This window comes from Methylomonas sp. MK1, assembly GCF_000365425.1.
Taxonomy (GTDB): Bacteria; Pseudomonadota; Gammaproteobacteria; order Methylococcales; family Methylomonadaceae; genus Methylomonas.
On record NZ_AQOV01000001.1, the window covers coordinates 3,226,760 to 3,252,773 of the forward strand.

Annotated in this window: 24 protein-coding genes; 19 read left to right on the plus strand and 5 right to left on the minus strand. The window is 51.9% G+C overall.

Annotated elements, in window-relative coordinates; all coding sequences use genetic code 11:
• Positions 1–258: 258 nt before the first annotated feature.
• From ltrA to G006_RS0115360, 7 genes are all read left to right on the plus strand, one after another.
• A complete protein-coding gene (gene ltrA, locus G006_RS26665) occupies positions 259–1,431 on the plus strand; it encodes a group II intron reverse transcriptase/maturase (protein ID WP_020484092.1) in 1,173 nt (390 codons plus the stop codon).
• Positions 1,432–1,857: 426 nt separating this feature from the next.
• Positions 1,858–4,347, plus strand: a complete 2,490-nt coding sequence (locus tag G006_RS0115335; protein WP_020484093.1) for a hypothetical protein — start codon at positions 1,858–1,860, stop codon at positions 4,345–4,347.
• Positions 4,348–4,353: 6 nt separating this feature from the next.
• Complete coding sequence (locus G006_RS0115340) at positions 4,354–4,689, plus strand: J domain-containing protein (protein ID WP_020484094.1); 336 nt, start codon at positions 4,354–4,356, stop codon at positions 4,687–4,689.
• Complete coding sequence (locus G006_RS0115345; protein ID WP_020484095.1) at positions 4,686–5,336, plus strand: nucleotide exchange factor GrpE; 651 nt, start codon at positions 4,686–4,688, stop codon at positions 5,334–5,336. The genes G006_RS0115340 and G006_RS0115345 overlap by 4 nt, the downstream gene beginning before the upstream one ends.
• 17 nt (positions 5,337–5,353) lie before the next feature.
• Positions 5,354–7,099: an Hsp70 family protein gene (locus tag G006_RS0115350; protein ID WP_020484096.1), complete on the plus strand. Its 1,746-nt coding sequence runs from the start codon at positions 5,354–5,356 to the stop codon at positions 7,097–7,099.
• On the plus strand, positions 7,096–7,503 hold the full coding sequence (locus G006_RS0115355; RefSeq protein ID WP_020484097.1) for a hypothetical protein: 408 nt from the start codon (positions 7,096–7,098) through the stop codon (positions 7,501–7,503). Before G006_RS0115350 ends, G006_RS0115355 begins: the two co-directional genes overlap by 4 nt.
• Positions 7,504–7,569: 66 nt before the next feature.
• The gene (locus G006_RS0115360) at positions 7,570–8,040 is read left to right on the plus strand and encodes a hypothetical protein (protein WP_020484098.1); all 471 of its coding nucleotides are present in this window, start codon (positions 7,570–7,572) and stop codon (positions 8,038–8,040) included.
• A gap of 24 nt (positions 8,041–8,064) precedes the next feature.
• Here the strand turns inward: G006_RS0115360 and G006_RS0115365 are convergent, their stop codons facing one another.
• Positions 8,065–8,814 (minus strand): zinc ribbon domain-containing protein, encoded by a 750-nt coding sequence (locus tag G006_RS0115365; protein WP_020484099.1) that lies wholly within the window; start codon positions 8,812–8,814, stop codon positions 8,065–8,067.
• 145 nt (positions 8,815–8,959) lie between these two features.
• Here G006_RS0115365 and G006_RS0115370 point away from each other — a divergent pair, with 145 nt between their 5' ends.
• A complete protein-coding gene (locus G006_RS0115370) occupies positions 8,960–9,481 on the plus strand; it encodes a GNAT family N-acetyltransferase (RefSeq protein WP_020484100.1) in 522 nt (173 codons plus the stop codon).
• Positions 9,482–9,526: 45 nt separating this feature from the next.
• Here the strand turns inward: G006_RS0115370 and G006_RS0115375 are convergent, their stop codons facing one another.
• Positions 9,527–10,444 carry a response regulator gene (locus G006_RS0115375; protein WP_020484101.1) on the minus strand — a complete coding sequence of 306 codons (918 nt, stop codon included), beginning with the start codon at positions 10,442–10,444 and terminating at the stop codon, positions 9,527–9,529.
• A gap of 772 nt (positions 10,445–11,216) precedes the next feature.
• On the opposite strand from G006_RS0115375, the gene G006_RS28395 reads away from it, so the two are divergent.
• From G006_RS28395 to G006_RS0115405, 5 genes are all read left to right on the plus strand, one after another.
• Positions 11,217–11,600, plus strand: coding sequence for a hypothetical protein (locus G006_RS28395; protein WP_152428874.1), 384 nt, complete (start codon positions 11,217–11,219; stop codon positions 11,598–11,600).
• A 412-nt stretch (positions 11,601–12,012) separates the two neighbouring features.
• The gene (locus tag G006_RS0115390; protein WP_160167677.1) at positions 12,013–15,663 is read left to right on the plus strand and encodes an Eco57I restriction-modification methylase domain-containing protein; all 3,651 of its coding nucleotides are present in this window, start codon (positions 12,013–12,015) and stop codon (positions 15,661–15,663) included.
• A 10-nt stretch (positions 15,664–15,673) separates the two neighbouring features.
• Positions 15,674–15,931 carry a hypothetical protein gene (locus G006_RS0115395; protein ID WP_020484105.1) on the plus strand — a complete coding sequence of 86 codons (258 nt, stop codon included), beginning with the start codon at positions 15,674–15,676 and terminating at the stop codon, positions 15,929–15,931.
• Positions 15,928–16,344: a type II toxin-antitoxin system VapC family toxin gene (locus G006_RS0115400; protein ID WP_020484106.1), complete on the plus strand. Its 417-nt coding sequence runs from the start codon at positions 15,928–15,930 to the stop codon at positions 16,342–16,344. The genes G006_RS0115395 and G006_RS0115400 overlap by 4 nt, the downstream gene beginning before the upstream one ends.
• A gap of 162 nt (positions 16,345–16,506) precedes the next feature.
• Positions 16,507–16,902, plus strand: a complete 396-nt coding sequence (locus G006_RS0115405; RefSeq protein WP_020484107.1) for a type II toxin-antitoxin system HicB family antitoxin — start codon at positions 16,507–16,509, stop codon at positions 16,900–16,902.
• 177 nt (positions 16,903–17,079) lie between these two features.
• On the opposite strand, the gene G006_RS0115410 is transcribed toward G006_RS0115405, so the two are convergent.
• From G006_RS0115410 to G006_RS0115420, 3 genes are read right to left on the minus strand one after another with little or no spacing between them, the layout of a single operon-like run.
• Entirely contained in the window at positions 17,080–19,464 is a 2,385-nt protein-coding gene (locus G006_RS0115410) for a Lon protease family protein (protein WP_020484108.1), read from the minus strand.
• An 8-nt stretch (positions 19,465–19,472) separates the two neighbouring features.
• Positions 19,473–20,081 (minus strand): GTP cyclohydrolase II, encoded by a 609-nt coding sequence (ribA, locus tag G006_RS25655; RefSeq protein ID WP_020484109.1) that lies wholly within the window; start codon positions 20,079–20,081, stop codon positions 19,473–19,475.
• Between the two features lie 27 nt (positions 20,082–20,108).
• Positions 20,109–20,348: a DUF7230 family protein gene (locus tag G006_RS0115420; RefSeq protein WP_020484110.1), complete on the minus strand. Its 240-nt coding sequence runs from the start codon at positions 20,346–20,348 to the stop codon at positions 20,109–20,111.
• 54 nt (positions 20,349–20,402) lie between these two features.
• Here G006_RS0115420 and mnmG point away from each other — a divergent pair, with 54 nt between their 5' ends.
• The 6 genes from mnmG to atpB all read left to right on the plus strand — a co-directional run bounded on the left by mnmG (position 20,403) and on the right by atpB (position 25,972).
• On the plus strand, positions 20,403–22,271 hold the full coding sequence (mnmG, locus tag G006_RS0115425) for a tRNA uridine-5-carboxymethylaminomethyl(34) synthesis enzyme MnmG (RefSeq protein ID WP_026147083.1): 1,869 nt from the start codon (positions 20,403–20,405) through the stop codon (positions 22,269–22,271).
• Positions 22,271–22,897: a 16S rRNA (guanine(527)-N(7))-methyltransferase RsmG gene (rsmG, locus tag G006_RS0115430; protein WP_020484112.1), complete on the plus strand. Its 627-nt coding sequence runs from the start codon at positions 22,271–22,273 to the stop codon at positions 22,895–22,897. The genes mnmG and rsmG overlap by 1 nt, the downstream gene beginning before the upstream one ends.
• Positions 22,890–23,666, plus strand: a complete 777-nt coding sequence (locus tag G006_RS0115435) for a ParA family protein (protein WP_020484113.1) — start codon at positions 22,890–22,892, stop codon at positions 23,664–23,666. Before rsmG ends, G006_RS0115435 begins: the two co-directional genes overlap by 8 nt.
• Positions 23,663–24,511 (plus strand): ParB/RepB/Spo0J family partition protein, encoded by an 849-nt coding sequence (locus G006_RS0115440; RefSeq protein WP_020484114.1) that lies wholly within the window; start codon positions 23,663–23,665, stop codon positions 24,509–24,511. Before G006_RS0115435 ends, G006_RS0115440 begins: the two co-directional genes overlap by 4 nt.
• 310 nt (positions 24,512–24,821) lie before the next feature.
• On the plus strand, positions 24,822–25,190 hold the full coding sequence (locus G006_RS0115445) for an ATP synthase subunit I (protein ID WP_026147084.1): 369 nt from the start codon (positions 24,822–24,824) through the stop codon (positions 25,188–25,190).
• 17 nt (positions 25,191–25,207) lie between these two features.
• On the plus strand, positions 25,208–25,972 hold the full coding sequence (atpB, locus tag G006_RS0115450; protein ID WP_026147085.1) for a F0F1 ATP synthase subunit A: 765 nt from the start codon (positions 25,208–25,210) through the stop codon (positions 25,970–25,972).
• Positions 25,973–26,014 lie beyond the last annotated feature (42 nt).

Consider the following 26,014-nt stretch of genomic DNA (forward strand, 5'->3'; position numbering starts at 1 on the left):
AACGTACGGAAGTCTGAGGTTCCCATAGTAGCGAAGAACGCGGGTAATGCTGCGGGAGCGAAGGGGAATCGGTTCAAGATAACGGTCAAGGGAAACATGCCCCGACACCGAGCGGACTCTGTGTATGACAACAACACTTGAACGTTTCACACAATGGGCGCGGGAAACCCCGCAAAAGCAGTACACTGCACTGACGGGATTGCTGAGCAGTCCCCTCGAACTGTTAGCTTGTTTTGACAAACAACCTGGCAACAAGCATTGGGAATCGATGGCGTCAGCAAAGCGGCGTATGCGCTTGATGTGGTAGAGCGAATCAAAGCGCTTTCGCAAAGCCTGCGTAGCTTGAGCTACAGGCCGAAACCGTCGCGGCGAGTCTACATCTCGAAAGGCAACGGCCAGGTTAGGCCACTCGGCATACCGAGTTTCGAAGACCGGATCGTACAACAGCAGATGTCCAATATACTGCAAGCGATTTGGGAGCCGGAGTTTCGGAACTGCTCCTATGGATTTAGACCGCGTCGAAATGCTCACCAAGCATTGGCTAGACTGGGAGAAGTCATCCGAAATGAAAACACCCAATGGGTCGTGGAAGCAGACATTAAAGGTTTCTTTGATCATGTCAATCACGATTGGCTGATGAAATTTTTAGCTTATCGGATCAAAGATCCTGTGTTTCTGAGACTCGTCAACCGCTTTCTCAAGGCAGGTGTCATGGAAGATGGTCTATGGCGGCATGAAGACAGTGGAACACCGCAAGGTGGGCTGGTGTCGCCAGTGCTGGCCAATATTTACCTGCACTACGTGCTGGATGTTTGGTTTGAAAAGAAATTCGCCAAGACCTGCCGAGGCAACGCCCGACTTATTCGTTATGCGGATGATTATGTGGCCTGTTTCAATCGTGAGGAAGAGGCCAAACGCTTTATGGTGGAAATGCAGGAGCGACTAAGCCAATTTGGCCTGGAAGTCGAGCCCAGTAAAACCGCCGTTCTACGCTTTGGCAGCCAAGCGGCCAAGCACTGCGGCAAAGACGGGCTTAAGCGTCCGGCGACCTTCAACTTCTTGGGCTTCACCCACTATGTGGGCAAGAGCCGAAAGGGATGGTTTAAGGTAGGGCGTATGACGCAACGAGAACGGATCACGAAGAAGCTCAAAGAGGTCGGACAGAAGCTGGCAAGCTTAAGAGTGCAGGGAGGAAAAGCCATGATGGACTATGCACGGCAGCATTTACGTGGTCATCTTGCCTATTATGCCGTCAGTGGCAACACGAGGCAGATTGGTAACTATGCGCGTCTGATTGCTCGTCTGTTGTTCAAATGGTTTAACCGAAGAAGCCAAAAGCGAAGCTGTAACTGGAAGACCTTCACCCAGGCATTAAAAGCCTGGATGCCGTGCTTGAATGTGCAGCACTATTTGTATCCTCAACCATTGTGAATGCCTTGAACTGGGAGCCGGATGGTGTAACACTCCAAGTCCGGTTCTGCGAGGGTCGCGACGTGTAAGCGCCGCGACTACTCTCCAATAGGGGGATTGTTGGCTTGGAAATGAGCAATTACACAAGCTAATCTACATTTTTGAAGGGCAGCTTTATTGCCATTTCTTGTCGCCACAATTAAACCTTATCTGACCGCATAGGGTCGGTTTTGCTCGTTCGCGTCCCACAGTCAATGTCAGATCCGTCAATAGCCAACTCGCAAGCTATCCCCTTAAAGTTCAAAAAGTCTGTGAACATCCATCGTTCATTAGTGACCAATCAAAGGAACTGGAATCGAAGTCTGGACGCGAAAGCAAACAGGCCTAGTATGCAGGCGCTGCTTTATAATGTTCTTTTTTAAAGCGAGGGCTAATCCCTAAACAGCCGTGAAAAAAATCATCCAGAAAATTTCCGCCGCGATCTCGGAGTCGACCTTACCGGAAAAAGCCAGGGCGCACTATGCCGCCGGGCGCTATAAGGAGGCGAGCGATTTATTCAAGGAACTGTTAAAGCAATCGGCCGACGCCGAAACCAAACGCTGCTTGGCCGATTGCTATCTGCAAAGAGCTTGGGCGATGGCCGGTAAAGGCATGTTCAAGGAAGCCTGCGTGCTTTGGGAGAATTACGCGGCTCAGGCGCAAATGCCGCTGCAAGCACAGCATGTTTACGTGCTATGGCTGATGGCCGGCAAAAACGAGCGCAAAGCCTATGCGGTGCTGGATGGGTTGAATGCGCGGCAGTTGGATGAAGAGTTTCCGACGCTTTCGGTATATCTGGGAGCGTTGCTTGTTTCCGGTAGTACCGAACTATTGCCGCATTTGCCCAAGGATTCCGCCCTGCTCAAACATTGGGAATGGGTAGTCGCAGCGCTCGCGGCGTATCGTAACGGCGAGCGGGAACGTTGCGAGCAGGCTCTGAAACAACTGCCGTTCCGTTCGGCGTTTCGCGATTTGCGCACCTTGCTGAAAGCGCAGTTGCTGGATGGCGCGGAAAGCGTGCAAGCCTTGGCCCTGGTAGCCAAAATCCCCGACGAATCGCCCTATCAACCGCTGGCTAAGGCCTGCTTGGCGTATCGGCAATCCGGCGCGGACTTCGTCGCTAGCTTGTCGGGCCTGGAGCATAATCAACGCAGGATTGTCGCTCAAGCCAAAGGTTTCAGCGTCCGCCAAGCTCAGTTACTGGAAACGCTGATCAAGCACAGCGGCGAGTTGGACGCCAAAACTCGCTTTAATCTGGTTTTGCAATATCGCGACGTATTCGGCGTCGATGCCGCGCAAGCCTATTGTCTGGGAGCGCTGGCCGAGTATCCGGGCGGAGAAAAAGACTACTTCAAACACTTCGCCAGCAAGGACCTGTTCGAGGAAAACCGCTTGCAAGCCTTATTGCACGAGCAAGCGGAAAACGGCTACGACGCCGGCTTTTTCTGGGAACGCTGCATCGATATTCTGAAAAAAGACCGGCCGGCCAACGACCGAAAAATCGCCTTGATTCTCAGGCACATGGCCGGCAAGGCTCCATACGCCGAAGCGGTGACGTTGCTGATCGACAGCCTGGAATACGATCCCGGCGACAGACCAAGCTATCTGAAATTGTTGACGATTTACCAGGAACAGCGGCCGGACCCGGTTCAATACGAACACTGGCTGGAACGCGGCCTGCAACGTTTCCCCGCCGATACCGATTTACTGGTGCGGGCGGCCAAATCCGCCGCCGCCAGAAAAGCCTTTAAAAAAGCCGCAGCTTATGCCAAAGCTTTGTTGAAGATCGATCCGGTCAATACCTTGGCCAAACACTTGTTGTTCGCCAATCACATGGCTCACGCCCGCCGCTTGGTAAAAACCGAAAAGTTTCATTTGGTGGAAAAGGAAATTCAAGCGGCCGAACAATTGACTATCGATAAAAGTCTGCGCCGCCAGGCCGAACTGTTGCGCGGTTTTTACCTGTGGCAGGCCGAGGACAAAGCCCAGGGCTTGCAACGCATCGTCGATACTTTGGCTACTTTGCATGACGATCCGGTCAACATGCATTTTCAGGCGCAGATCGAAGCCGGTCTATTGGAGCTGCCGACGCAGGGGATTAGCCGAGCGCTGCCGGCGTTTAAGGACTATCTGCTGTCAGCCCCGCAATTGCAGCGGCTGATCGCGTCGCTCGATTATTACGATGAGCAATTGGACGATAGAAGCTTGTTGTTCAAAGCCTTGGATAAAGTCAAAGCGCCGCTGAAAAAGTCGGTGGAATGGCTGCTGGACCATGACACGCTGTTGCTCGGCTGGTGCCAAGCTTTGGAAGCCATCGGTCATTACGAGCTATTGAAACACTGCGCCAAAGCGGCTCAGGCCCGCCGGCACAGGCCAGCCTGGATGTATTACCGGACGCTGGCCGAATGCCAAGGCGATGCCAGCCATTTGGACTTCATGAGCTTATACCGCTTGAAAATTGCGCTGGAAGACGCGCGGGCGGATAACGACAATAAGACCGCAGGGTTGATCGCGCGCCTGCTTGAGCGGGCCAGCGGCGCTCCCGAGCCGCTCGAAGATGAAGCTGAGGACTTCGACCAGCCGCCCATCAGCGACGATCCGATAGAGGATTTGTTCGGCCCCATTCCGGATGCCATGTTCAAGCGCATCGAAAAGAAAATCGAGGAAATCATACGCAAGCGCGGCCCCGATTTTTTCACCGCCCAAATTATGCGTGAATATGGCGAACAGCTCGGCCAGCAACGGCTGGCGATCTTGTTTATGAACCAGGATTTCCTTTGGTCGGTGGCTATACTCGCCGGCGCGGAGGAACTTAAGATCGAGATCGGCGTCGGTTTCGACGACATCCTCGCGCGTTTCGAGCATAACTCCCCGCAATATTCATTGCCTTTCAATTGAGTACCGATGATTTCACCGTACCGTATTCTGGGTGTGTCCGAACAGGCCGCCGACGCCGACATCAAACAAGCCTATTTGCAGCGGGTCAAGGACAATCCGCCCGACCGCGATCCCGCGCGCTTTCGGCAGATTCAAGATGCCTACGATGCGATCAAGGACGAAGACTGCCGCCTGCGCCACGCACTATTTCATGTTCCCAGCGTCCAATTCGATGCGCTGCTAGAGCAAGCCTTTAGCCGAGACGATGCCATTGGGCCGATGGCTGCGGACGACTTTTTAAAACTGTTGAGCACGATTTCCATCGAAAAACCGCTCGCCAAACTCGCTAAAACGCCATCATGACCACGGAAACCCCGCAAGACGAATTGCTGGCAGCCTTGCAGCACTATCTACAGGAAACCGATTTTGCCCATTTGACCTCGGTCGACCAACCGGATTTGACCGCGTTATTCAGCGATTTGGCCGGCCTGAAAACCGAAGTCAAGGCCGAGTCGCGGCAATTCAAGGCCACGCTGGACAGCTTGAGCGATGCCGTCGAAACCTTGAAAGCCGACAACCAAGCTCTGGCTGGCGAACTGGCGAAAGCCAACGAACGCTTGCAACAACAACGCCGAGACGTCGAGCGGGCTATGCTGCTGGAATGGCTGGATATTTATGACCGGCTCGATGCCGGCTATCGGGCCTTACAGCAGTATCGGCCGGTCGACGGCCTGTTCCGGCATTCCAAACAGCAGGACGTGCGCTTCGTCGCCAGCATTGGCGAAGGCCAGGAAATCACCTTGAAGCGCCTGGAACAAATGCTGCAACGCCGGCGGGTGTTTGCCATCGATTGTGTCGGCAAGCCGTTCGATGCGCAAACGATGACGACCATCGCCGTCGGCAACGATCCTACGCAGGAAAACGCCGTCGTTCTCGAAGAACTGCGCAAGGGCTTTTTAATCGAAGATCAGGTACTGCGCTTGGCGGAAGTCAAGGTCAATAAACTTTAAGTATTCAGGGAACGCATATGAATGACATCATCATCGGTATCGATCTAGGGACCACCAATTCAGAAGTAGCTATCGTCGAAAACGGCAAAGTCACTGTGATCGCCGACAATGGCAACAAGATCTTGCCGTCTTTCGTCGGACTCGACGATAACGGCGAGATTCTGGTCGGCACCAGCGCACGCAACCAATATCTGATTTACCCGGAGCGCACGGTCAAGTCGATTAAACGCTTGATGGGGCAGGATGCCAGGGTGACGATGGCCGGTCAGTCGTACACGCCGCAGGAAATTTCCGCGATCATTCTGAAACGCTTGAAAGGCATTGCCGAACAGTACGTCGGTCGGTCGATCTCCAAGGCGGTTATTACCGTACCGGCCTATTTTTCCGACGCCCAGCGCCAGGCCACCCGCGAAGCCGGGGAAATCGCCGGGCTGGAAGTGGTGCGGATGATCAACGAACCGACTGCGGCGGCCTTGGTGTACGGTGCCGGCCAGGACGAAGCCAAGCGCATGCTGGTCTACGACTTGGGCGGTGGCACCTTCGACGTGTCGGTGGTCAACGTGCAGAGCGGTGTCGTCGAGGTGCTGGCCAGCCATGGCGACAATCACCTGGGCGGCGACGATTTCGATCAACTGATCGTCGATCGCATCCTGGCGCATATTCGCGAGCAACACGGGATAGAAGTCGAGCCGCACGGCAAGGCGATGGCGCGCATCGTGCGGGCGTCGGAACAGGCGAAACTGGTCTTGTCCGACGAGCCGTTTGCGACGATAGAGGAAGAATATTTACTGGAACGCCAAGGCACGCCGCTGCATTTGACGATGGAGTTGGCGCGCTCGGACTACGAAGACCTGATCGCGGACCATATCAACGCCACCATGGACGCGATCCACATCGCGCTGAAGGGTGCCAAGCTCACCGCGTCCGACATCGACGAAATCATTCTGGTTGGCGGATCGACGCGTACCCCGTGTATCCGCGAGCGCCTTTTCGATGAATTCGGTTTCGAACCGCACGGCGAAGTCGATCCCGATCTTTGCGTGGCGATGGGCGCAGCGATGCAGGCGGCGATGATCAACGGCGAGGACATCGGCACGGTATTGGTCGACGTAACGCCGTATACCTTCGGCACCTGCGCGGTCGGCTATCTGGATGGCCTGCCCTATCCGTATCAGTACGTGCCCATCGTTCATAAAAACAGCGTATTGCCGGTGCGCAAGACCGAAGCTTTCGAGACCTATCACGACAATCAACGCGAAGTGAACGTACGAATTTTTCAAGGCGAGGACCCGGATGCGCTGAACAACGTCGAAATCGGCGAATTTTTGGTCGAAGGTTTGTTGGATGTGCCGGCGGGCAATATCATCACCTTGACGCTGGATCTGGATTTGAACGGCATCTTGCATGTTTCGGCCCGGGAAAAAGCGTCCGGCAAGGAAAAAGCCATCACCATCAACAATGCCATTTCCCGCTTCGATAGCGGCGAGCTTAGTAATGCCAAACAACGTATCGACGGCTTGTTCGGTGAAACCACCGGTGGCGAGGCGGGTTCGGTTCCGGTTCCGGAAAGCCTGGCTGTGGCCGCCGCGCGCAATGCGATCAAGAAAGCCGAAGCGCTGTTCGAAACCGCCTCCGCCGAAGACAAGGAAGACATGGTCGATTTGATCGAAACCATCTCGACTTGTCTGGAAAACGGCGACGAGGCGGGGCTAAGCGTGCCGGTCGAGCGCTTGAACGACATCATCTACTACCTGGAATCGTGATTCAGCGTTGTCCGGCCTGCAACGCCCGGCTCGGGGCGGCCACGCTCTGCCCACGTTGCGGTGCGGAGCTGAAGCAAATCGTTCGGAGTGAACGAGTAGCTCAGCAGTGGCTGAGCGTGTCCTTACAAAGCGCGGAGGCCGGCCGGTTGGATTTGGCGGTGCCGGCCGTGTTGCGCTCCTTGAGTTTCAAGCAAACCCTAGCCGCCAAGCTGCTTAGAGGCTTTTTGGTTCAGCGCCTATATCGGACGCTTTATGATACTGTAGCGCAGCAACGCTGGCCGGAAGCGCACGATATTCTGGGCCATTTGCGAATGTTGGAAGGCCAGAACGAAACCTTACGCCGATTTGATGACATGATAGGTCAGCTGTCGGTTAAATCGGCGGCAAATTCCAGTAGTGATTAGCGGTGCGTGTTGCGGCCGGGCCTCGCTAAGCTAACGTGCCTTGCGTTTAACTTTCGGTAGATCACCATGAAAAAACTCCTGCTTACCCTGCTGGCTATCCTGCTGATCATCGAGGAATGGTTGTGGGATTTTCTGTCGGCCTGCGGTCATTATTTGGCTTTGCTGCTCAGGCTGGAAAGCGTCGAGCGCTGGTTGGCGCAAACCTCGCCGGCCATGGCTTTGCTGGCATTTACAATTCCGGTGCTGATTGTTACGCCTATTAATCTGGCAGCTTTGTCTTTGCTGTTGCACGGCTTGTTGTTGCAGGGCATTTTGCTGGAAGTGTTCGCCAAGCTGCTGGGTACTTTGCTGGTGGCGCGGGTGTTTAAATTGACTAAACCGCAGTTACTGACCTTCGGGATTATCGCTTTTGTTTATCACACCGTGATGGGTTGGCTGCAATGGGCGCATGCCAAGATTGTCGATACCGAGATTTACCGTTGGTCGCGGCAGGTAAAAGTGCAGGTGAAGGCGAAAGTTAAAGCGTGGTTGGGTTAAATTCTCGGGAGATATGAATCGCTCCTAGTCCGGATTGGCCCCGGTCAGCGCTTGCCGTTGTTTGAACAGCACGTAGCCGCAGACTATCAGCGCAGCGATCATCAATATCGCCCCCAGCAGCTGGGATAGTTTTGCCAGAGTATGATCCTGCGCCAACAGGCCGGATTCTGTCAGCAAATATTCCCAATCGTGAAAACCGTAAGGCGCGGAATGGCCGAAATTGCCACCTAGCAAGGGTAGTTGTCCGGCGCGCGCGTCATTGATATACGGCGCAATATCCAGAAAATTCTCGCCCACCCACCACAAGCACAAGCCGGCCCCGAAAGGATCGCGGGTTTTTAGCAATAAGGTCAGCATGCAAATCGCCGGCATCAGGAGTTGTCCCAGCGTGCCGCCCAGCGAGGTGATAAATTGCCCGAACGGCCGGAAAATCACATGGCCGGCTTCGTGAAACGGTAGGTTGACCAGATGCAGAAACGATTCGCCGACCGCATTGCTAGCCAAGCCCGGCGTAATCAGCAACCAGCTCCACAGCAAAAATCCTGGTAATAATAGGCAGCGGCCCATAAAGATGGCTTCGTTGTCCCGGTAGGCGTCGTCACCAAATACCGTGTCCGCAGGAGCATCGATAGTAATCACAACTTGCTGGCGTTCCGCCGCCAGGGTGTTTGTATCGCCGTGGTATTTGTAATATTTTGCAAAGACGATGCCGCAGTGCGGGCAGGTTTCCTCCGCGGGCGGCACATCCCGATTGCACTTAGGGCATGGCTTCATGGTGGGGCTCCTGGCTTGGAAGGTTAAGATGGATGCAGGTTTTGCCACTAAACCTTAGCAGCAAGGCCGGGATTTTTTCTGCTCCGGCAAGATTTATTTGCACGTAAGGTGCTTTGCCGAATGAGCGAGTTTTTTGAGGTTAATCATGTTGGAACTGACATTTTCCAGAGCCGAGCCGGTAGATGCGGAGCAACTGGCGGCGCTGATCAATTCGGCGTATCGCGGCGAATCCAGCCGGCAGGGCTGGACCACCGAAGCCGATTTGCTGGACGGCCGGCGTACCGATGCTACGGATATTCTGGACTTAATCAGCCGTGAAGAATCGATGATTCTGCTGTGTCGGCGGCAGGCTGGTTTACTGGGCTCAGTGCATTTACAAAAAATTGATCAGCAGGTGCAAATCGGCATGTTGGCGGTGGCGCCGGCTATGCAAGGTCTGGGAATTGGCAAGCGTTTGTTGGCGGCGGCCGAAGCGGAGGCCAAGCAAGCTTGGTTGGTTAAACACTTCGTGATGGCGGTGATCCCTTGTCGGACTGAGCTAATGGCTTTTTACGAACGGCGCGGCTACCAGCGCACCGGGACTATTAAGGCGTTTCCGGTAAATCCGGCATTGTGGCAACCTAAAGTGGTCGGTTTGTCTTTGGAATTATTGGAGAAGCATCTCTAAGCGGTCGCGCCTGGCTTGATGCCTTTGATGGTAAATATAGCGCGATCAATTGCTCGGGCTGTTCACCGTGGCTACGACTTGATTGCCGTTTCCAAGATAATCAAGTGAGTCGAAACTCAACATCCGGGACAAAGCAATGCCCCGGCCGTGCAGGTCGGTTGCGCGCTCCGGCGAGAAGGTCAGGAAATTCGAAGGATCGAAGCCCTGACCCTGATCTTTAATCGTAAAGGTGGTGCGGGTTGCTTCTCTGACAATTTTAACCACCACGAATTTATCTTCATATTCAGGCTGATTGAGCCGGCGTTCGATTTCTTCACGCCAACGACCCTGGCTAACCAATTCGGTTTTTTCTTGATAGCTGATGCCGAGATTACCGTGTTCGACAGAATTTAGCAGCAACTCGGAAAGTCCGGTGGCGACTTTTTCCGGGTTGCATGACAAGTCGGCAAGCAGCGTGGTCAAACCTTTGATTTCATTTAAGGTCCGGAAGCCAAATTCCGCTTTGCGCAGCAAGCTTAGCGCTACTCGCTTATTGGTAATCCGGGTTTTCAGCGCTTTGTGGCGACGGCTGTCATCAATAGCTGACGCCACAAAAGCGAGTAGAACTTTTTCGTCGTACGGTTTGGTCAGATAATGATAAACCCCGGCATTGATGCCTTCCACAATGGCGTCCCGTGACGAAATTCCGGTCTGAAAAATCACTGGCAGCTCGGCGAACCGCGGATCGCCTTTGATTTTGGCCAACAATTCCATGCCATCCATCTGCGGCATATCCCGATCAGTCACGACGATATCGAAGGGTTGTTCGCTGCCGTTGAGTAATTGCCAGGCATCTAAACCGTTGCTGGCGGATTGAACCAGGTAACCGTCTGACTCCAAGAATTTGCGGAGTATTTCCCGCATAAGTTTCATGTCATCGACGATCAATACCCTGGCTTTAAAGTCATGGTCAGAAAATTTCAACGCCAATTCTCCTAAAGGCAGCGGTTCGATTGATTAGCTGAGAATATCAGCCTAAGTGATGCTATCTGTGTTCGGTTCAATACGCAACTGTACCGATTTTGCGGATTATCGTTGAATGTAGGGTTTGGCGGACAAACCCTGATTTGGCGGGGCAGAGCAGTCGCAAATTGTTTCCTGATTAGCAAGCTGCTTCAGCTGAATTCCTCACGCACCCTCAAAATCGTCATTTCGGCAGGGAATGCCGAAATCCAGATTGCAGGGATAGCTCGAAGCTTGCCATCCATGGCTCTGGATGCCTGCTTCCCCGCAGGCACGACGGACTCTTTTGGTTTAGCTGAAGCAGCGTAGGTATACGTGAGAAACAAGTTCGGCAACGGTAGGTGCGAATTCATTCGCACTGTGCGGATAAATCCGCACCTACGCCGAACACTTATATAGGTTATTTCATGATCATTCCTTAATAGTCAGGAATTGTTTTGCAATGGTTTAGGCGCGCGAGGCATTCAACTGAAGCAGCTTGCAAATCATGCCTTTTGATGCTCTTGAGATTAAAGCGCTAACGCATGATCTTACTTATCAATCTGGCCGCCGCTCCCGCGCTGGCGAGAGCCCAGCCGCCACGGCGGGTTTAGCCCGTCTCGGTTTCCTTATCTTAGTCCGATGTGATGATGTTAACCATTGATACAGCTAGTTTTTTATTTTAATTATTATGGTGTTACTGTAAATGATACTGCATTTTTCACCCTGACTCGGTTTATGGCCTAAGATTGCGATGATTACCAGCCAGTTTCAAATCTTCCCAGATCTCGCAGAGTATTCCATCATTGTAGGACCAACAACCCCTTTCCTGGCTCGTTTTATTCGGCCCTTTGCATCGAACGGCATAAATAGCTTGTTTGTTTTTTTAGTGAAAGAAATACCAGGTGGTCACACTTGTTGGGTTTTCGGGATGCCGGTTAAACTACATCATGCCGGAGCACGTTGGACGTTGCTAGAAACCCTGCTAGGGTCAATGCAGCCGGTCGGCCATGAAATGGAATTTTTGCCTATGAACAAACAAGAAGAAGTCTTTAAAACCCTTATCAACTTAGCATGGCGGGATGATTTGGCGGCTACGTCTACGAAACTGGAACATCAACTAAATTTACCCAAATAACCCAACAAAATCGACCCCAACTAACGCAGACACTAGGCTGGCGTGGCTCGATCACATAGCGGTCAAATGGCCCGATCATTTGCTACGCGCACGCGGCGCGCGGCGTTGGTCGGAACTGCACCGCAATTAGAGCGGCTGATTTACCCTCCTTACCCAAAACAATAACAACATGACTGTAAACAAATCAACCGCACGGGAGAGTTCATTTAAACCGCTGCCGCTATTTTCTAATACTTTTCTTCTCTCAGTCTGGACGAACGATTACTCCGAATATTGTGCAAACGGTAAAGATGAAAGGCTGATTGAAAAACTTAAACATTGGTTAGAAAAAGATTTTCAAAAAGAAACTGTCTCAGAAGGCGGATTTATCGAGACGTTTTTTGTTGATTTGTGGGATTACAAACGCTCTGGCATGCAGTCCAAAACTATGGGCTATACCCTGGAGCAACAATTTCCCATTAACAAAGCGGGACAAAATGGCGGCCAAGGCAAGGCGGATTTGGCGCTCGGTTGGTTCGGAAATTCTGAGCTTCCCAACACGCCGCAAGTGTTATGTGAGTTTAAAGACGTTCGTTCCGGGTTGGACAAGCCCCAAAATCGAAAAGGTAATGACCGCTCCCCGGTCAAGCAATGCGCTGATTACCTGAAATATGCCAGCGAGCAGTTCACACCTTACGGTAACGAAAAAATCCAACCCACCTGGGGCATTGTCACCGACATGAAGGAATTCCGTTTGTATTGGAAATCTCGTATGCCTCAACAATGCGAACGCTTTGATATTGCAGAGATGATCGGACAAACCGAGAGCGCCCGCCAGCAACGTTTTTTGTTTAGCCGTGTATTTCATCATGACGGGTTGATGAACCAGGGTGGCGAATCACCCTTGCAAAGCCTGCTTGCCGCTCAACGAGTGCGGGAAAGCAAACTGGAAAAAGGTTTTTATTTTGAATACCGTGATTTCCGGACCACGCTGTTCAAAACCTTGTTGGCCCATAACCCGAATTACCAAACCAATCAGCGCCAACTGGTACGTCTCAGTCAGAAATTACTCGACCGGTTTTTATTCATCCTGTTTTGCGAAGACATGGGCCAGCGGCTCGACTTCCCGGTTAATTTGTTGCGGGACATACTCAGCAAAGAGAGCCAAGATCAACACTTTGACCCGGAAGACGTCGAACTTTGGGACGGGAAAATCAAGCGTATATTTCGAGTCATGCGAGAAGGTGGATTGTTCAAACCGCACACCATCAACCGTTTCAATGGTGGCTTGTTTGCGGAAGATGATGCCCTGGAAAAGCTGACGGTTCCCAACAAGGTTTTTTGCGCAGTCAACCAAGGCAGCGATGCGGCGGCGCTACAAAGTCGGTATAACAATCTGCTGTATTTTTCCGCCAACTACAACTTTGGCATCGAAGATAGCGGCGAGCGTGCAGTTGGCCTGTATGCGCTGGGCCGCATTTTTGAACAATCGATTACCGACCTGGAAATCATGGAGGCCGAAGCCGCGGGCACAGCCTCGTTGATGAAGCTCAGCAAACGTAAAACCGACGGCGTGTACTACACGCCCGAATGGGTGACTGCCTATATCGTTGAGGAAACGTTAGGCTTGCGGCTGAGGGAAATTCGCGCCGAACTGGGACAGGCTAACTTTAGCCAACTTGACGCCGCGCAAATTGATGCAGACCACGGCATAACTACCGGCAAACTAAAGCCAAATACTCAAAGCATGCGTTATTTCGCTTGGCTGGGCAGCTATGAGCAAAGCTTATCCAAAATCAAGGTTCTCGACCCTGCTTGCGGAAGCGGTGCATTCCTGATTCAAGCCTTGAAACGTCTGTTACAGGAATACGAATGGATTGCGTCCGAACGCCGGCGTATCAGTTATGCCCATCGGCAAACCCAACTTTTTGACCTAGCCAAAGCCTACAGCAACATATTGACTCATAACCTGTTTGGTGTGGACATCAACCCGGAATCGGTCGAAATCACCAAATTGGCTCTTTGGCTGCATACTGCGTTGCCGGGAGAGCCGTTGTCTTCGTTGGACAACAATATTCTTTGCGGTAATAGTTTGGTCGATTGGGACATCGAAACGGTGATCGGCCCCTTGACTGACGAACAACGCCAACGCATCAACCCGTTTACCTACTCAAAGGCGTTTGAATCGGTGTTTGCCGCCGGCGGCTTTGACGTCATCATCGGTAACCCGCCCTACATTAAATTGCAGAACATGCGACAACTGCAATCCGAAACCACCGACTATTGGGTCAAAGCACGACAAGCACCGCCGGGTGTCGAAAAAATCGATCAACCACCTAAATTCCTCAGTACTCAAACCGGCAACTATGATATTTACCTGCCGTTCATCGAATACAGTATCGGGCTGTTGAACCCCCAAGGCCGCATGGGCTTTATTGCGCCAAATGTCTGGACAGTCAACGAATACGGCGAAGGCTTGCGCAAGAAACTTCACGATACGCAGCAATTGGAACGCTGGGTGGATTTCAAGAGTTACCAGATTTTCGAGGAAGCAATCACCTATACTGCCCTGCAATTCTTTACCGGCCAAGCTGTTGATGGCATCAAATTGCACTTTGCACCCCATGGCAATAGCGATCTTTCGGCGCTGGAATGGGCGAATATCGAAGCTCAACCCTATGCGGAATTGTCCACTACGGGTGCTTGGCAATTTATGCCGATTGTAGAACGTAAGTTGATTGAAAAACTTGGAAATAACTGCAAGCGCCTTGATGACGAAAGCTTAACAACGGCCATTTTTCAGGGCTTGATCACCAGCGCCGACAATATTTACCACTTAACCAAACTCAGTGCTGGGCGATACATCTCCCATGCTGACAAGCCCAATCCTGTCGAAGTCGCAATTGAAGATAATTTGATGCGCCCGCTGGTTTCTGGTCAGGAAGCCAAGCGTTATCAAACACCCAATACCGAAACCTATCTGTTATTTCCGTACAAATTAGACGAAACCAAGCCACGGCTTTACACACAAGCTGAGATGGCAGCGCTTTTCCCTAAAGGGTGGTCATACCTGAAACAACATGAATACGCTCTGCGCAAACGAGAAGGTGGAAAATTCGACACCGATACTTGGTATCAATTTGGACGCAATCAAAATATTGACAAACAAAATACCAAGAAGTTACTAATACCGAGATTGGTAATCAAGCTGTTCTGCGCAGTTGATTTCAACGGCGAATATTGGATGGATAACGTGGATGTCGGAGGTGTACTGGTATCTCAACCTGCAGAACTGTTTTATATCGCAGGAATACTAAACGCACCTGTTGCCAATTATGTCTGGCGACGCATTTCAAAGCCGTTTCAACATGATTACTATTCGGCCAATAAACAATTCATCGCCCCTTTGCCGATCCCGAATGCGACGCTGGAACAGAAAAAACAAGTCGCCGAGCTGGCCGAAAAATTACAAACCGCCCACAGCCAATACCGCGATAGTCTACAAAAGCTCGACAAACGGCTTGGACACAACCAAATGCTGGACGACCGCACTAAGCAATCCCCGCGTTGGCTATGGCCCGATCTACCCGAAGTTACCCAACTTAAAAGCAGCTCAGAAGCTCAGGATGCCGGCTTGAAGAGCGCGGCGCTGACCGCATGGGCAAAACAGACCGCGCAAGCGGCCCTGGAGAGAAAATTACAAAAACTGGCGCTACGGCTCAGCCCCAATGTCAGGCTGAACGTCTATGTAGATGATGGCGAAGTGATATTGCAGGCCGATGGTATCAACGTTTTCAGCGTGTTTGCCGATGAACAAGATGCCGTTTGGATCGCGGCGCAATGGAGGCAGGTAATACGCAAAAACCGTATCACACCCAGCGTCACGGCAACTGACGTACTGAAATGGTTGCTTAACCTAAAACAAACTGAAAATGCCAGCTTGCGCCAACAAATTCTCGATTTAGATAAGCAGCTCGAAAAGTTACAATCTGACATTGAAGGGCTTGAGCACACCATCAATGCATTGATTTACAAGCTTTACGATCTTAATAACAATGAAATTGCACTAATTGAAAACCAATAGAGAGGCATGTATGCAAATCACCGCCGAACTGGATAACCAACATCTCGAAAAACTTCATGAACTGGAAAAAAGCTTACGAAAAAACACGTCGGAGCTGATTTCCCTGGCCATTGATGAGATATATCAACGGCAAGTCCCTTCGCCGCTCAGCGACGGACAAAAAGCCTATCAAATCATGCAGCAAACCGGCTTTATCGGCAGCATGGCCGGCGACGGCAATTTGTCGGAAAACTACAAGGATATTCTGGATTGGAGCGATAAAACTTGATCATCGCCGATTCCGGGTTTTGGATTGCCTTGGCTGATAAAAACGACAAGCACCATGCGAAAGCCGATGCCTCCGCCATAGCTTTGGATGAAAAATTGATAACGTCGTTTCCGGTGATGACGGAGGTTTGCCATCTGTTGTTAAAACGGCAAGGCGTGGCCGCTCAATTGCGTTTCATGCAAATGTACCTGTTGGGCGCGTTTGACGTGTTTGAAATACAAGAACGACACAAAGCCCGCATCGTGGAGTTGATGAGGCAATATGCCGACTTGCCGATGGATTTAGCCGACGCTTCGCTGGTGCTGCTGGCCGAAGACCTGGGGCACGGCAGGATTTTCAGCACCGACCAGCGCGATTTTCATACCTACCGCTGGAAAAATACCCGGCCTTTTCAAAATCTGTTGTTACCTTGAAAACGGAAAATTCTCCACATCCTGCAATACGCGCATAAAATCCCCGTAATCTACGATGCCTTTGCTGCGGCATTGGATAAAGCATGGATCCCCGCCTACGCGGGAATGACGATTTAATCAGCGCTTCCTAAGCAAGCTGTTAAAACAAGCGGGGTTGAAGGTATGAGATTTTTTGTTGCGGTAGAGCCAGGTGATGAGGATCATGCTTTTGGCGTAGTGGTGCCCGATTTGCCGGGTTGCTTTTCGGCAGGCGACACCCTGGACGAGGCATTCGAAAACGCAAAAGAAGCCATTGATCTATGGTGCGAAACAGTTATCGAAGATGGTGCAATGATTCCACCCGGCAAAACGCTAGCGGAACACCAAGCAGACCCAGAATTTGCCGGTTGGGTATGGTCTATCGTTGAAGTGCCGGTAGAGCGGTATTTAGGCCCAGCCGATAAGGTCAATATTACCTTGCCAAAACTATTGCTGACCCGAATCGACGAATATGCCAAAGCTCACGGCGCTACGCGTTCCGGGTTCTTGGCGCAAGCAGCACGGCAGGCAATGCGTTAAGCCTTATCCTTGTTTCCTGAACGGTATCACTTAGGCCGGGCCTTTAAGCCGTCCAGATAGTCGGCCCAGGTTTGCTTGATTTTACGGCGCTCTTCCAAGTAAGCCGTGCGGTTGTAGGCGCGCCCATAAGAGTCGCGTACAGTGTGTGCAAATGATGCTCAACAAAATCAATGCGATCTATCCGGTCTCGGTTTCTTTATCCTCGTCCGCCGACATATCCGAAATTTCCTTCAAGCGCGCCACCGCTCTGAAGTTAACGCTGCCTTCCGGATATTGGCTTTCGGCGTTGATCGTTCCAGCGTTCTGACCGGTTAGCAGGCTCAGGGCTTCGTCGACATTGGATACCGTGTAAATCGCAAACAAGCCTTGCTCGACCGCATCCACCACTTGTTGTTTCAGCATCAGATTGCGTTTGTTCGATGCCGGGATGATCACCGCTTGTCTACCCGTCAAACCGCGCGCCGCGCACAACTCAAAAAAGCCTTCGATTTTTTCGTTGACGCCGCCGATGGCTTGCACTTCGCCGTATTGATTGATCGAGCCGGTCATCGCGAAGCCTTGTTGAATCGGCGTGCGCGTCAGTGCGGAAATCAGGCAGCACAACTCGGCCAAGGAGGCGCTGTCGCCGTCGATGTGGCCGTAAGACTGTTCCATCGCAATGCTGGCGGAGATGGCCAACGGAAATTGCTGAGCGTAACAGTGGCCCAGATAGCCGCTCAAAATCATCACGCCTTTGGAATGGATGGGTTGGCCCAGTTCCACTTCGCGTTCGATGTCGACAATGCCTCTGGAGCCGGGATGCACGGTGGCGGTGATCCGCGCCGGCGCGCCGAAGCTGCTGCCGCCAATGTCCATCACTGTTAAGCCGTTGACCTTGCCGATGGCTTCGCCGTCGGTGTCGATCAGGATGGTCCCTTCCAGCATTTCTTCCAGAATGGCTTCGGCGATGCGGCCATTGCGTTGCTCGCGGGCGGCCAGCGCCAATTCGATTTCGGTTTTATCAATGTTGACGGCCTGGGTTTGGCTTGCCAGTAAATTGGCTTCGGCGATGATTTCCAGGCAGCTATTCACGTGTGCGGACAGGCGCTGCTGGTTTTCCGCCAGCCGGCAACTGTACTCGATCAAGCGTAGCAAAGCCGCATCGGTCAAGGCTTTGGCGCCGGAGTCGGTGGCGTGGCGTTTTAGCAATGTCACAAATTGGCCGACATTGTCCGGGCTGCGTTTGATGTGATCATCAAAGTCGGCCAACACCCGGAACATCTCGTTGAACTCGCTATCCAGTTCTTCTAAGAGGTAATAAATATCGCGCGAGCCAACCAGTATAACTTTGACATTGAGCGGAATCACGCCGGGTTTCAGCGTGATGGTATTGATGCCAAGCTCTGAATACGGTGACTCGATTTCGATGCGGCCGGCTTGCAGGGCCCGTTTCAAGCCTTCCCAAACGAAGGGATAAGTCAGCACTTTTTCAGCATCCAGAATCAGATAACCACCGTTGGCGCGATGTAAGGAGCCGGGGCAAATGCGCCGGTAACTGGTCACCAAGGTGCCTTGGTCACTGATGTACTCAATGCGGCCGAACAGGTTTTGATAGATCGGATGCGGTTCGTAAATCACTGGCGCGCCGTTGCCGTCGTGTTTGCAATCTACGAGGATATTGGGCAGATATTGCTCGATTAGCGCCAAGCGCTTGGCGATGATCTCCCGGCTATCCTGGCTGCGGCTGGGCATCAGCAACTCCCCGATGGTGTTGCTTAGGCTTTTTTCGATCTCTGCCAGATAAGTAATCACGTCGTCGACGTTTTGGTATTTGGTGTTCAGCTCGGCCAGCAGCGGCTCCAAGGCTTGCTTGATGGTGTCGTTGTCCAGCTGGCGTGTTTCTTCGACCAGCGTGCGCCGCCACTGCGGCAGTTCCAGCAATGCGTCGCCGAGATATTCTTCCAGTTCTTCGGTATGTTGATGAAAAGCATCGCGCTCGGCTTGCGGCAGCAAGGTGAATTGGTCTTCGTCCAGTGCCTTGTCGTTGCGGATGGGTAGAAAAGTGATGGTATCGCTGTCGCGGTACAGCGCCACGCTCATCTCGCGGGCTTTGCCGTCTACCAGATCGATGGCGGCGTTGTAACGCTGGTTAAAGCGGCGCTCTATCGCCGTCTTTTTTTGTTGGTAACTAGGGCTTTCGAAGGCGGCCGGAAAGGTGGCCAGCACATCGTCGATCAGTTTTTCGATGTCTTTGGCAAAGGCGTGCCCTTCGCCGGACGGCAGTTCGATAGCCACCGGTTCGCGCTGGTTCTCGAAGTTATCGACGTAAGCATAAGACAGCGGCGATTCTTGCTGTTCGGCATAGGTGCTTAAATAATGGCTGACCATGGACAAGCGGCCAGTACCGGGATCGCCCATCACGAAGATGTTGTAGCCCGGCGCCTTCATTGCAATGCCAAAGGCTAGAGCCGATTGGGCGCGCGTTTGGCCGAGGATGGCGTTGGGTTGTTCGCTTGGCGCTGCGCTGGGCAAATCAATCGCCAGCTTCAAGGCCGAGACCGGCAATTTCAATTGTTCAAGCATGATGCGGGTTATTTGCTGTTAGGCATCGACAGCATGTGGCTCATGCGTTCGGCTTTGGTTTTCAGATATTCAAGATTGTCTTGATGAATGCGGGTTTCGATGGCGATGCGGTTGTTCACCTTAATCCCCAGCTTGGTCAGTTCGTCGATTTTCAAAGGATTATTAGTGATTAACTCGATGGAGCGCACTTGCAAGCTGTTCAGAATCAGCGCGGCAATGTCGTACTGACGCTCATCGGCCAAGTGTCCGAGTTTGATATTGGCATCGACGGTATCCAGGCCTTGGTCTTGCAGATTGTAAGCCTGGAGTTTTTTCAGCAAGCCGATGCCGCGGCCTTCCTGACGTAGATAAATCAAGACCCCGCAGCCGGCGGTGTTGATCAAATCCAGGGCCATATCCAGCTGTTCGCCGCAATCGCAGCGCCGTGAGCCCAACACATCGCCGGTAAAACACTCTGAATGGATGCGTACCGGCACGTCTTCCTTGCCGGCTACTTCGCCTTTGACGAAGGCTACATGTTCTTTTTTATCGAGGCTGTTGCTGTAGTAGTGCAGGATGAATTCGCCGTGCTTGGTGGGAATCCGGGTTTGAACTTTATCTTCTATGCTTGCTTTCACTGCTGTGGAAATCCTCAATCTGCGGCATTAAGCGGCAAGTGCTCGCGACTGTTTGTTGACAGAAGCGATGGCGACTGGCCTGGAGCCTTTCGTAATTGCTGAGTAGGCAACGATTACGAAAGGCTCCAGGCCTGCATGTTTGGCTTTGCGACGATACCGGGTTTTGTCGGCGAAAATCTGCGCTTTGTTGAACTGATGGGCGAATTTCGCCACCGGGTTTTTGCAGGGCTTGGCTTGCAAGTCCTTGCTGGGGTTTTGTTTTCTCATGCTTTTTTCTCCGCAAGCTATTAAAATAACGTTTTATTTGAACATAGAATGCCTGTGAAATTCCAGAAAGACTTTGATGTGATCGTAGTGGGCGGTGGTCACGCCGGCACTGAGGCAGCCTTGGCTGCTGCTCGTTCTGGTGCGCAAACTCTGTTGTTATCGCAAAACATTGAGACCTTAGGGCAGATGAGTTGCAACCCGGCAATAGGCGGGATAGGCAAAGGCCATCTGGTCAAGGAAGTGGACGCGCTGGGTGGCATTATGGCGCAGGCCATCGATAAAGGCGGTATCCAGTTCCGTATCCTCAATGCCAGCAAAGGCCCGGCGGTACGGGCGACCCGGGCGCAGGCGGACCGGATGCTTTACAAGCAAGCGGTGCGCACTGCACTGGAAAATCAGCCCAATCTGGCTTTATTCCAGCAAACCGTTTCCGATTTGCTGGTGGAAGGCGAACGCGTGGTGGGTGTAAAAACCCAGATGGGTCTGGAGTTTAATGCTCGAGCCGTGGTGTTGACTGCTGGTACCTTCCTGGCTGGCCGTATTCATATCGGTCTGGAAAATTACAGCGGTGGCCGCGCCGGCGATGCTGCTTCGATTGCGTTAGCCGAACGCTTGCGGGAACTGCCCTTCCGCATCGGTCGTTTGAAAACCGGCACGCCGGCCCGCATCGACGGCCGCACTATAGATTACAGCAAATTGCAGGAACAACACGGCGACACGCCGTTGCCTGTGTTTTCGTTCATGGGTAGCCGCGAGCAGCATCCGCGGCAAATCTGTTGCCACATCACCCGAACCAACGAACAAACCCACGACATCATTCGTTCCGGTTTGGATCGGTCGCCTATGTATTCCGGCATTATCGAAGGTGTTGGCCCGCGTTACTGTCCGTCGATTGAAGACAAAGTCGTGCGCTTTGCGGACCGCGATTCTCATCAAATTTTTGTGGAACCGGAAGGTTTGACCACCAACGAAGTTTATCCGAACGGCATTTCTACCAGTTTGCCGTTTGATATTCAATATCGCTTTATTCGGACGATGCTGGGCTTTGAAAATGCGGAAATCGTTCGTCCAGGATATGCCATCGAATACGATTTCTTCGATCCGCGCGATTTGAAAACGTCGTTGGAAACCAAGCATATGAATGGTTTGTTCTTTGCTGGTCAAATCAACGGTACCACCGGTTACGAAGAAGCTGCGGCGCAAGGCTTGATCGCCGGCTTGAATGCCGCACGTCTAGTCAAAGGCTTGGAAAGCTGGTGTCCCGGCCGCGACGAGGCTTACATTGGCGTGATGATCGACGATCTGATTACGCGCGGCACCGCCGAGCCTTATCGGATGTTCACCAGTCGCGCCGAATACCGTTTGCAATTGCGCGAGGACAATGCCGATTTACGTTTGACCGAACAAGGCCGGGAACTGGGTCTGGTCGATGATGCCCGCTGGCAGCGCTTTGAAGAAAAGCGCGAAGCCATTGCTAATCTGCAAGGCAAGCTGGCCAAAAAATGGATCAGAACCGAATCCGACGAAGCCGCTTTGGCCGAGGAATTGTGGGGTAAAAAACTGTTGAAAGAAGCCAGTTTGATGGAAATGCTGCGCCGCCCGGAAGTGGATGTCGAGAGCCTGCTGCGATTCAGCGACGAAACCGAAGTAGACGAGCAAGTCGCCGAACAGGTAGCGATACAAGCCAAGTACGCCGGCTACATTGATCGCCAGCAAACTGAAATCAACCGTACCTTGCGTTACGAGCATTTGAAACTGCCGGACAATGTTGATTACAGCCTGGTGTCCGGTCTATCTAACGAAGTCAGCGAAAAATTGAAAAAGCAGCGACCGGAAACTCTGGGTCAAGCTTCGCGGATTCCTGGCATTACGCCCGCGGCGATTTCCTTGTTGTTGGTGCACCTGAAAAAGAAAAGCGCTTGATGGATGCTTGTCGCGATAAGCTGGAGCTCGGCCTAAAAGCGCTCGGGCTGGATGTCGGTGAGCACGGTAACGATGCGTTATTGCGCTTTATTAAGTTGATAGCGAAATGGAACACAGCCTATAACCTGACGGCGGTGCGCGATCCGCTGGAAATGGTCAGTCTGCACATCCTGGATAGCTTGGCGATTCTGCCGTATCTTCACGGTTCGCGCGTCGCGGACATAGGTACCGGTGCCGGTTTGCCGGGCATTCCGTTGGCGATTTGCCGGCCAGATTGCCATTTCACCTTGGTCGATTCCAACTCCAAGAAAACCCGCTTTGTACAGCAGGCCGTGCTGGAGTTGAAGCTGAAAAATGTCGAGGTAGTGCATAGCCGCGTTGAACTGCTGCAACCGGCGGAATTATTTTCGATAGTGCTCTGCCGGGCCTTTGCCAGCATGCCGGATATTATGCAACTCACCGGGCATTTGCTGGCGGAGGATGGCGCACTGCTGGCGATGAAAGGTCAGCAGCCCGAGCAAGAGCTGATAGACTTGGCCGCAATATACAGCGTGATTCCGCTGACGGTGCCCGGCATAGACGCCGAACGCTGCCTGATTCGACTGGAGAACCCCAAGCATGGCTAAGATTATTGCGATTACCAACCAAAAAGGCGGAGTCGGCAAAACCACCACCAGCGTCAATCTGGCGGCGGCTTTGGCGGCAACTAAGCGCAAGGTGTTGTTAATCGACCTGGATCCGCAAGGCAATGCGGCTATGGGTTGCGGGGTGAATAAGGAAGAAATCGAATATTCCAGCTGTGAGTTACTGCTGGAAGAAGTGCCGGTTTCCGAGATTGTCGTGAAAAATAAGCAGCTGGGTTTTGATTTGATTCCCGGTAACGCTGATTTAACCGCTGCCGAAGTGCAGTTGATGAGCGCGCAGCATCGTGAGCGGCGCCTGGCCGACGCTTTGCTGACGATAAAAGATCAGTACGATTACATCTTGATCGACTGTCCGCCGTCTTTGAATATGTTGACCTTGAATGCGATGGTGGCTGCCAACAGCGTGTTGATACCGATGCAGTGTGAATATTATTCGCTGGAAGGCTTGTCTTCATTGATGTCGACCTTGCGCAGCATCCGCGATAGCGTCAATCCGGGTTTGTATCTGGAAGGCATATTGCGAACCATGGTGGATAGTCGCAGTCGCTTGGGTAAGGATGTTTCCGATCAGTTAATCGAATATTTTGGCGACAAAGTTTTCCGAACTACCATTCCCAGAAACATTCGTCTGGCTGAGGCGCCTAGCCATGGCGTGCCGGTGTTGGCTTACGATAAAGCCTCGCGCGGCGCGATGGCATACATCGCGTTGGCGGGTGAAATGATCAGAAAAGAAAAAGCGGCAAAAAAATGATGCAAAAAAAACGCGGTTTAGGGCGAGGTTTGAGCGAATTGCTGGGCGACGTTAGCGCGCCGGTGCCCGAAAAATCTCAAGACTCGCAAAGTTTGCCCATCGAGTTTCTACAGCGCGGCAAGTATCAGCCGCGCAAGGACATGGATCCGGATAAGCTGAAGGAGTTGTCCGATTCGATTGCTGCGCAAGGCATCATCCAACCTATCATTGTCCGCAAAATAGACGGCGAGAAATATGAAATCATCGCCGGTGAACGCCGTTGGCGGGCGGCGCAATTAGCCGAGTTGCAGGATGTGCCAGTGCTGATCAAGGATTTGGATGATCGTTCGGTGATGGCGATAGCCTTGATCGAAAACATTCAGCGCGAGGATTTGAATGCGTTGGAAGAAGCCGAGGCACTGCATCGTTTGCAGGACGAGTTCGAGCTCACCCATCAGCAGATCGCCACGGCAGTCGGCAAGTCGCGTACCACGATCACCAATTTATTGCGCCTGCTGGAACTGGCTGGCGAAGTGAAAGGCATGTTGGGCAAGGGCTTGCTGGAAATGGGGCATGCCCGTGCCTTGCTGGGTCTGGATGAAGCCAAACAAGTCGAAATTGCCAACAAGGCCGTCAAACAAGGTTTGACCGTCAGAGCGGTGGAAAAGCTGGTGCGTGAACAGCACGAAGATAAGCCGGCGGCAGTGAAAAAAATCGATCCGGATACCTTGCGTTTACAGCGAGACCTGAGCGAAAGAACGGGTGCCAAGGTGGAAATCAATCATCAGAGCAGCGGCAAAGGCAAATTGATTTTTACTTACACCAGCTTAGAAGAGCTGGAAGGCATCATAAAAAAAATCAATTGAGTGCTTCGGTGTTAGCAAATGTCGTATTTCGGTCATGATACGGAGCTTTGTCTGGTTTGCTACATTGTCTATTTTGGCAATATTTTAGAAAATCAGTGGCTTACGAAATGGCATGTGTATTGCTGTAAGCGTTGGGATTGAAAGTTCGATATAAAGCCTCTGTGCTTGCTGTTGATCGAGTGTTGGGCAGGGATAGTCTAGCCAAATCAACAAGGTGGCAATGCCAATTGGTTCCTACCGGACGTGCTTACCTTGCTTTAGAAGTGCTGGCTGGATATAATCGCCCAGCTCAAGACGAAAGGGGAAGTAAATGACAGCTAGAAATGATTTTTCTACTGTCAGAAAAGTAGTTTTTGGACAAGTCCTGATGGCTGCATTGGTGGCGTCGGGATTTTTGTTGATAGGCGGTTGGAAAAGTGCAGTATCTCCGTTATTTGGAGGATTCGTGGCTTTACTTCCCAATCTTTATTTTGCCTACAAAATCTATCTTGCCAAGGATTTGGGCGCGCAGGGTATCGTTAATGCATTTTATGCAGGCGAAACGGTTAAGTTAATTTTGACGGTAGCCCTGTTTTCTATCGTGTTACAGATTCCCTCTGTTGATTTCTTAACGCTGATGGTGGGTTACATCGCAGTGTTGTCGGTTTTTTGGTTTGCGCTGTTTTTGTGGCGTGATTAGTTTTTTTGCGAGGACAAATGAGTACTGAAGGTGGCGCAACAGGTTATATAGTCCATCACTTGACACCATTGTCGGTGGGTGAGGGATTTTGGACATTGCATCTGGATACCTTGTTTTTCTCCGCGTTTTTAGGCGGATTGTTCATTCTGTTCTTCAAAACGGTGGCGGAAAGAGCGACATCCGGGGTGCCTGGCTTGGCGCAAAATATTGCGGAAACCTTGGTAGAGTTCGTCGATACTCAAGTTAAGGACAGTTTCCACGGTCGCAGTCCTTTGATCGCGCCGCTATCGTTGACAATCTTCTGCTGGGTGTTCATGTGGAACGCCATGGACATGTTGCCGGTGGATTTATTGCCGATGATAGGTAGCTTGATGGGCATGGAATACATGCGTGTGGTGCCGAGTACTGATTTAAATGGTACCTTTGCATTGTCGATCAGCGTATTTTTCCTGATCTTCTTTTATAGCATCAAGGTTAAAGGATTGATGGGGTTTGCCAAGGAAATGACGTGCACGCCTTTCGGTCCGAAAATGATGCCATTCAATCTGCTGCTGAAAACAGTCGAGGAATTGGCTAAACCCATCTCCCTGGGTCTGCGGCTATTCGGTAACTTGTATGCCGGTGAACTGGTATTTATCCTGATCGCCTTGCTGCCGCCTATCGTTCAGCCGTTGCTGGGCTTCCCTTGGGCTGTATTTCATATTCTGGTTATTACCCTGCAAGCTTTCATATTCATGGTGTTGACCATCGTTTATTTGAGCTTGGCCCACGAAGATCATTAATAGTTTTATTTTCAACTTTCATATCAATATTTAGGAGACACT

What these genes read in the sequence shown, in the direction of transcription:
- G006_RS0115340 (WP_020484094.1), top strand. Translation starts at nt 4,354, where the DNA reads ATGATTTCACCGTACCGTATTCTGGGTGTGTCCGAACAGGCCGCCGAC.
- G006_RS0115345 (WP_020484095.1), top strand. Translation starts at nt 4,686, where the DNA reads ATGACCACGGAAACCCCGCAAGACGAATTGCTGGCAGCCTTGCAGCAC.
- G006_RS0115350 (WP_020484096.1), top strand. Translation starts at nt 5,354, where the DNA reads ATGAATGACATCATCATCGGTATCGATCTAGGGACCACCAATTCAGAA.
- G006_RS0115360 (WP_020484098.1), top strand. Translation starts at nt 7,570, where the DNA reads ATGAAAAAACTCCTGCTTACCCTGCTGGCTATCCTGCTGATCATCGAG.
- G006_RS0115365 (WP_020484099.1), bottom strand. Translation starts at nt 8,814, where the DNA reads ATGAAGCCATGCCCTAAGTGCAATCGGGATGTGCCGCCCGCGGAGGAA.
- G006_RS0115370 (WP_020484100.1), top strand. Translation starts at nt 8,960, where the DNA reads ATGTTGGAACTGACATTTTCCAGAGCCGAGCCGGTAGATGCGGAGCAA.
- G006_RS28395 (WP_152428874.1), top strand. Translation starts at nt 11,217, where the DNA reads ATGATTACCAGCCAGTTTCAAATCTTCCCAGATCTCGCAGAGTATTCC.
- G006_RS0115390 (WP_160167677.1), top strand. Translation starts at nt 12,013, where the DNA reads ATGCAGTCCAAAACTATGGGCTATACCCTGGAGCAACAATTTCCCATT.
- G006_RS0115395 (WP_020484105.1), top strand. Translation starts at nt 15,674, where the DNA reads ATGCAAATCACCGCCGAACTGGATAACCAACATCTCGAAAAACTTCAT.
- G006_RS0115405 (WP_020484107.1), top strand. Translation starts at nt 16,507, where the DNA reads ATGAGATTTTTTGTTGCGGTAGAGCCAGGTGATGAGGATCATGCTTTT.
- G006_RS0115410 (WP_020484108.1), bottom strand. Translation starts at nt 19,464, where the DNA reads ATGCTTGAACAATTGAAATTGCCGGTCTCGGCCTTGAAGCTGGCGATT.
- G006_RS0115420 (WP_020484110.1), bottom strand. Translation starts at nt 20,348, where the DNA reads ATGAGAAAACAAAACCCCAGCAAGGACTTGCAAGCCAAGCCCTGCAAA.
- rsmG (WP_020484112.1), top strand. Translation starts at nt 22,271, where the DNA reads ATGGATGCTTGTCGCGATAAGCTGGAGCTCGGCCTAAAAGCGCTCGGG.
- G006_RS0115435 (WP_020484113.1), top strand. Translation starts at nt 22,890, where the DNA reads ATGGCTAAGATTATTGCGATTACCAACCAAAAAGGCGGAGTCGGCAAA.
- G006_RS0115440 (WP_020484114.1), top strand. Translation starts at nt 23,663, where the DNA reads ATGATGCAAAAAAAACGCGGTTTAGGGCGAGGTTTGAGCGAATTGCTG.
- G006_RS0115445 (WP_026147084.1), top strand. Translation starts at nt 24,822, where the DNA reads ATGACAGCTAGAAATGATTTTTCTACTGTCAGAAAAGTAGTTTTTGGA.
- atpB (WP_026147085.1), top strand. Translation starts at nt 25,208, where the DNA reads ATGAGTACTGAAGGTGGCGCAACAGGTTATATAGTCCATCACTTGACA.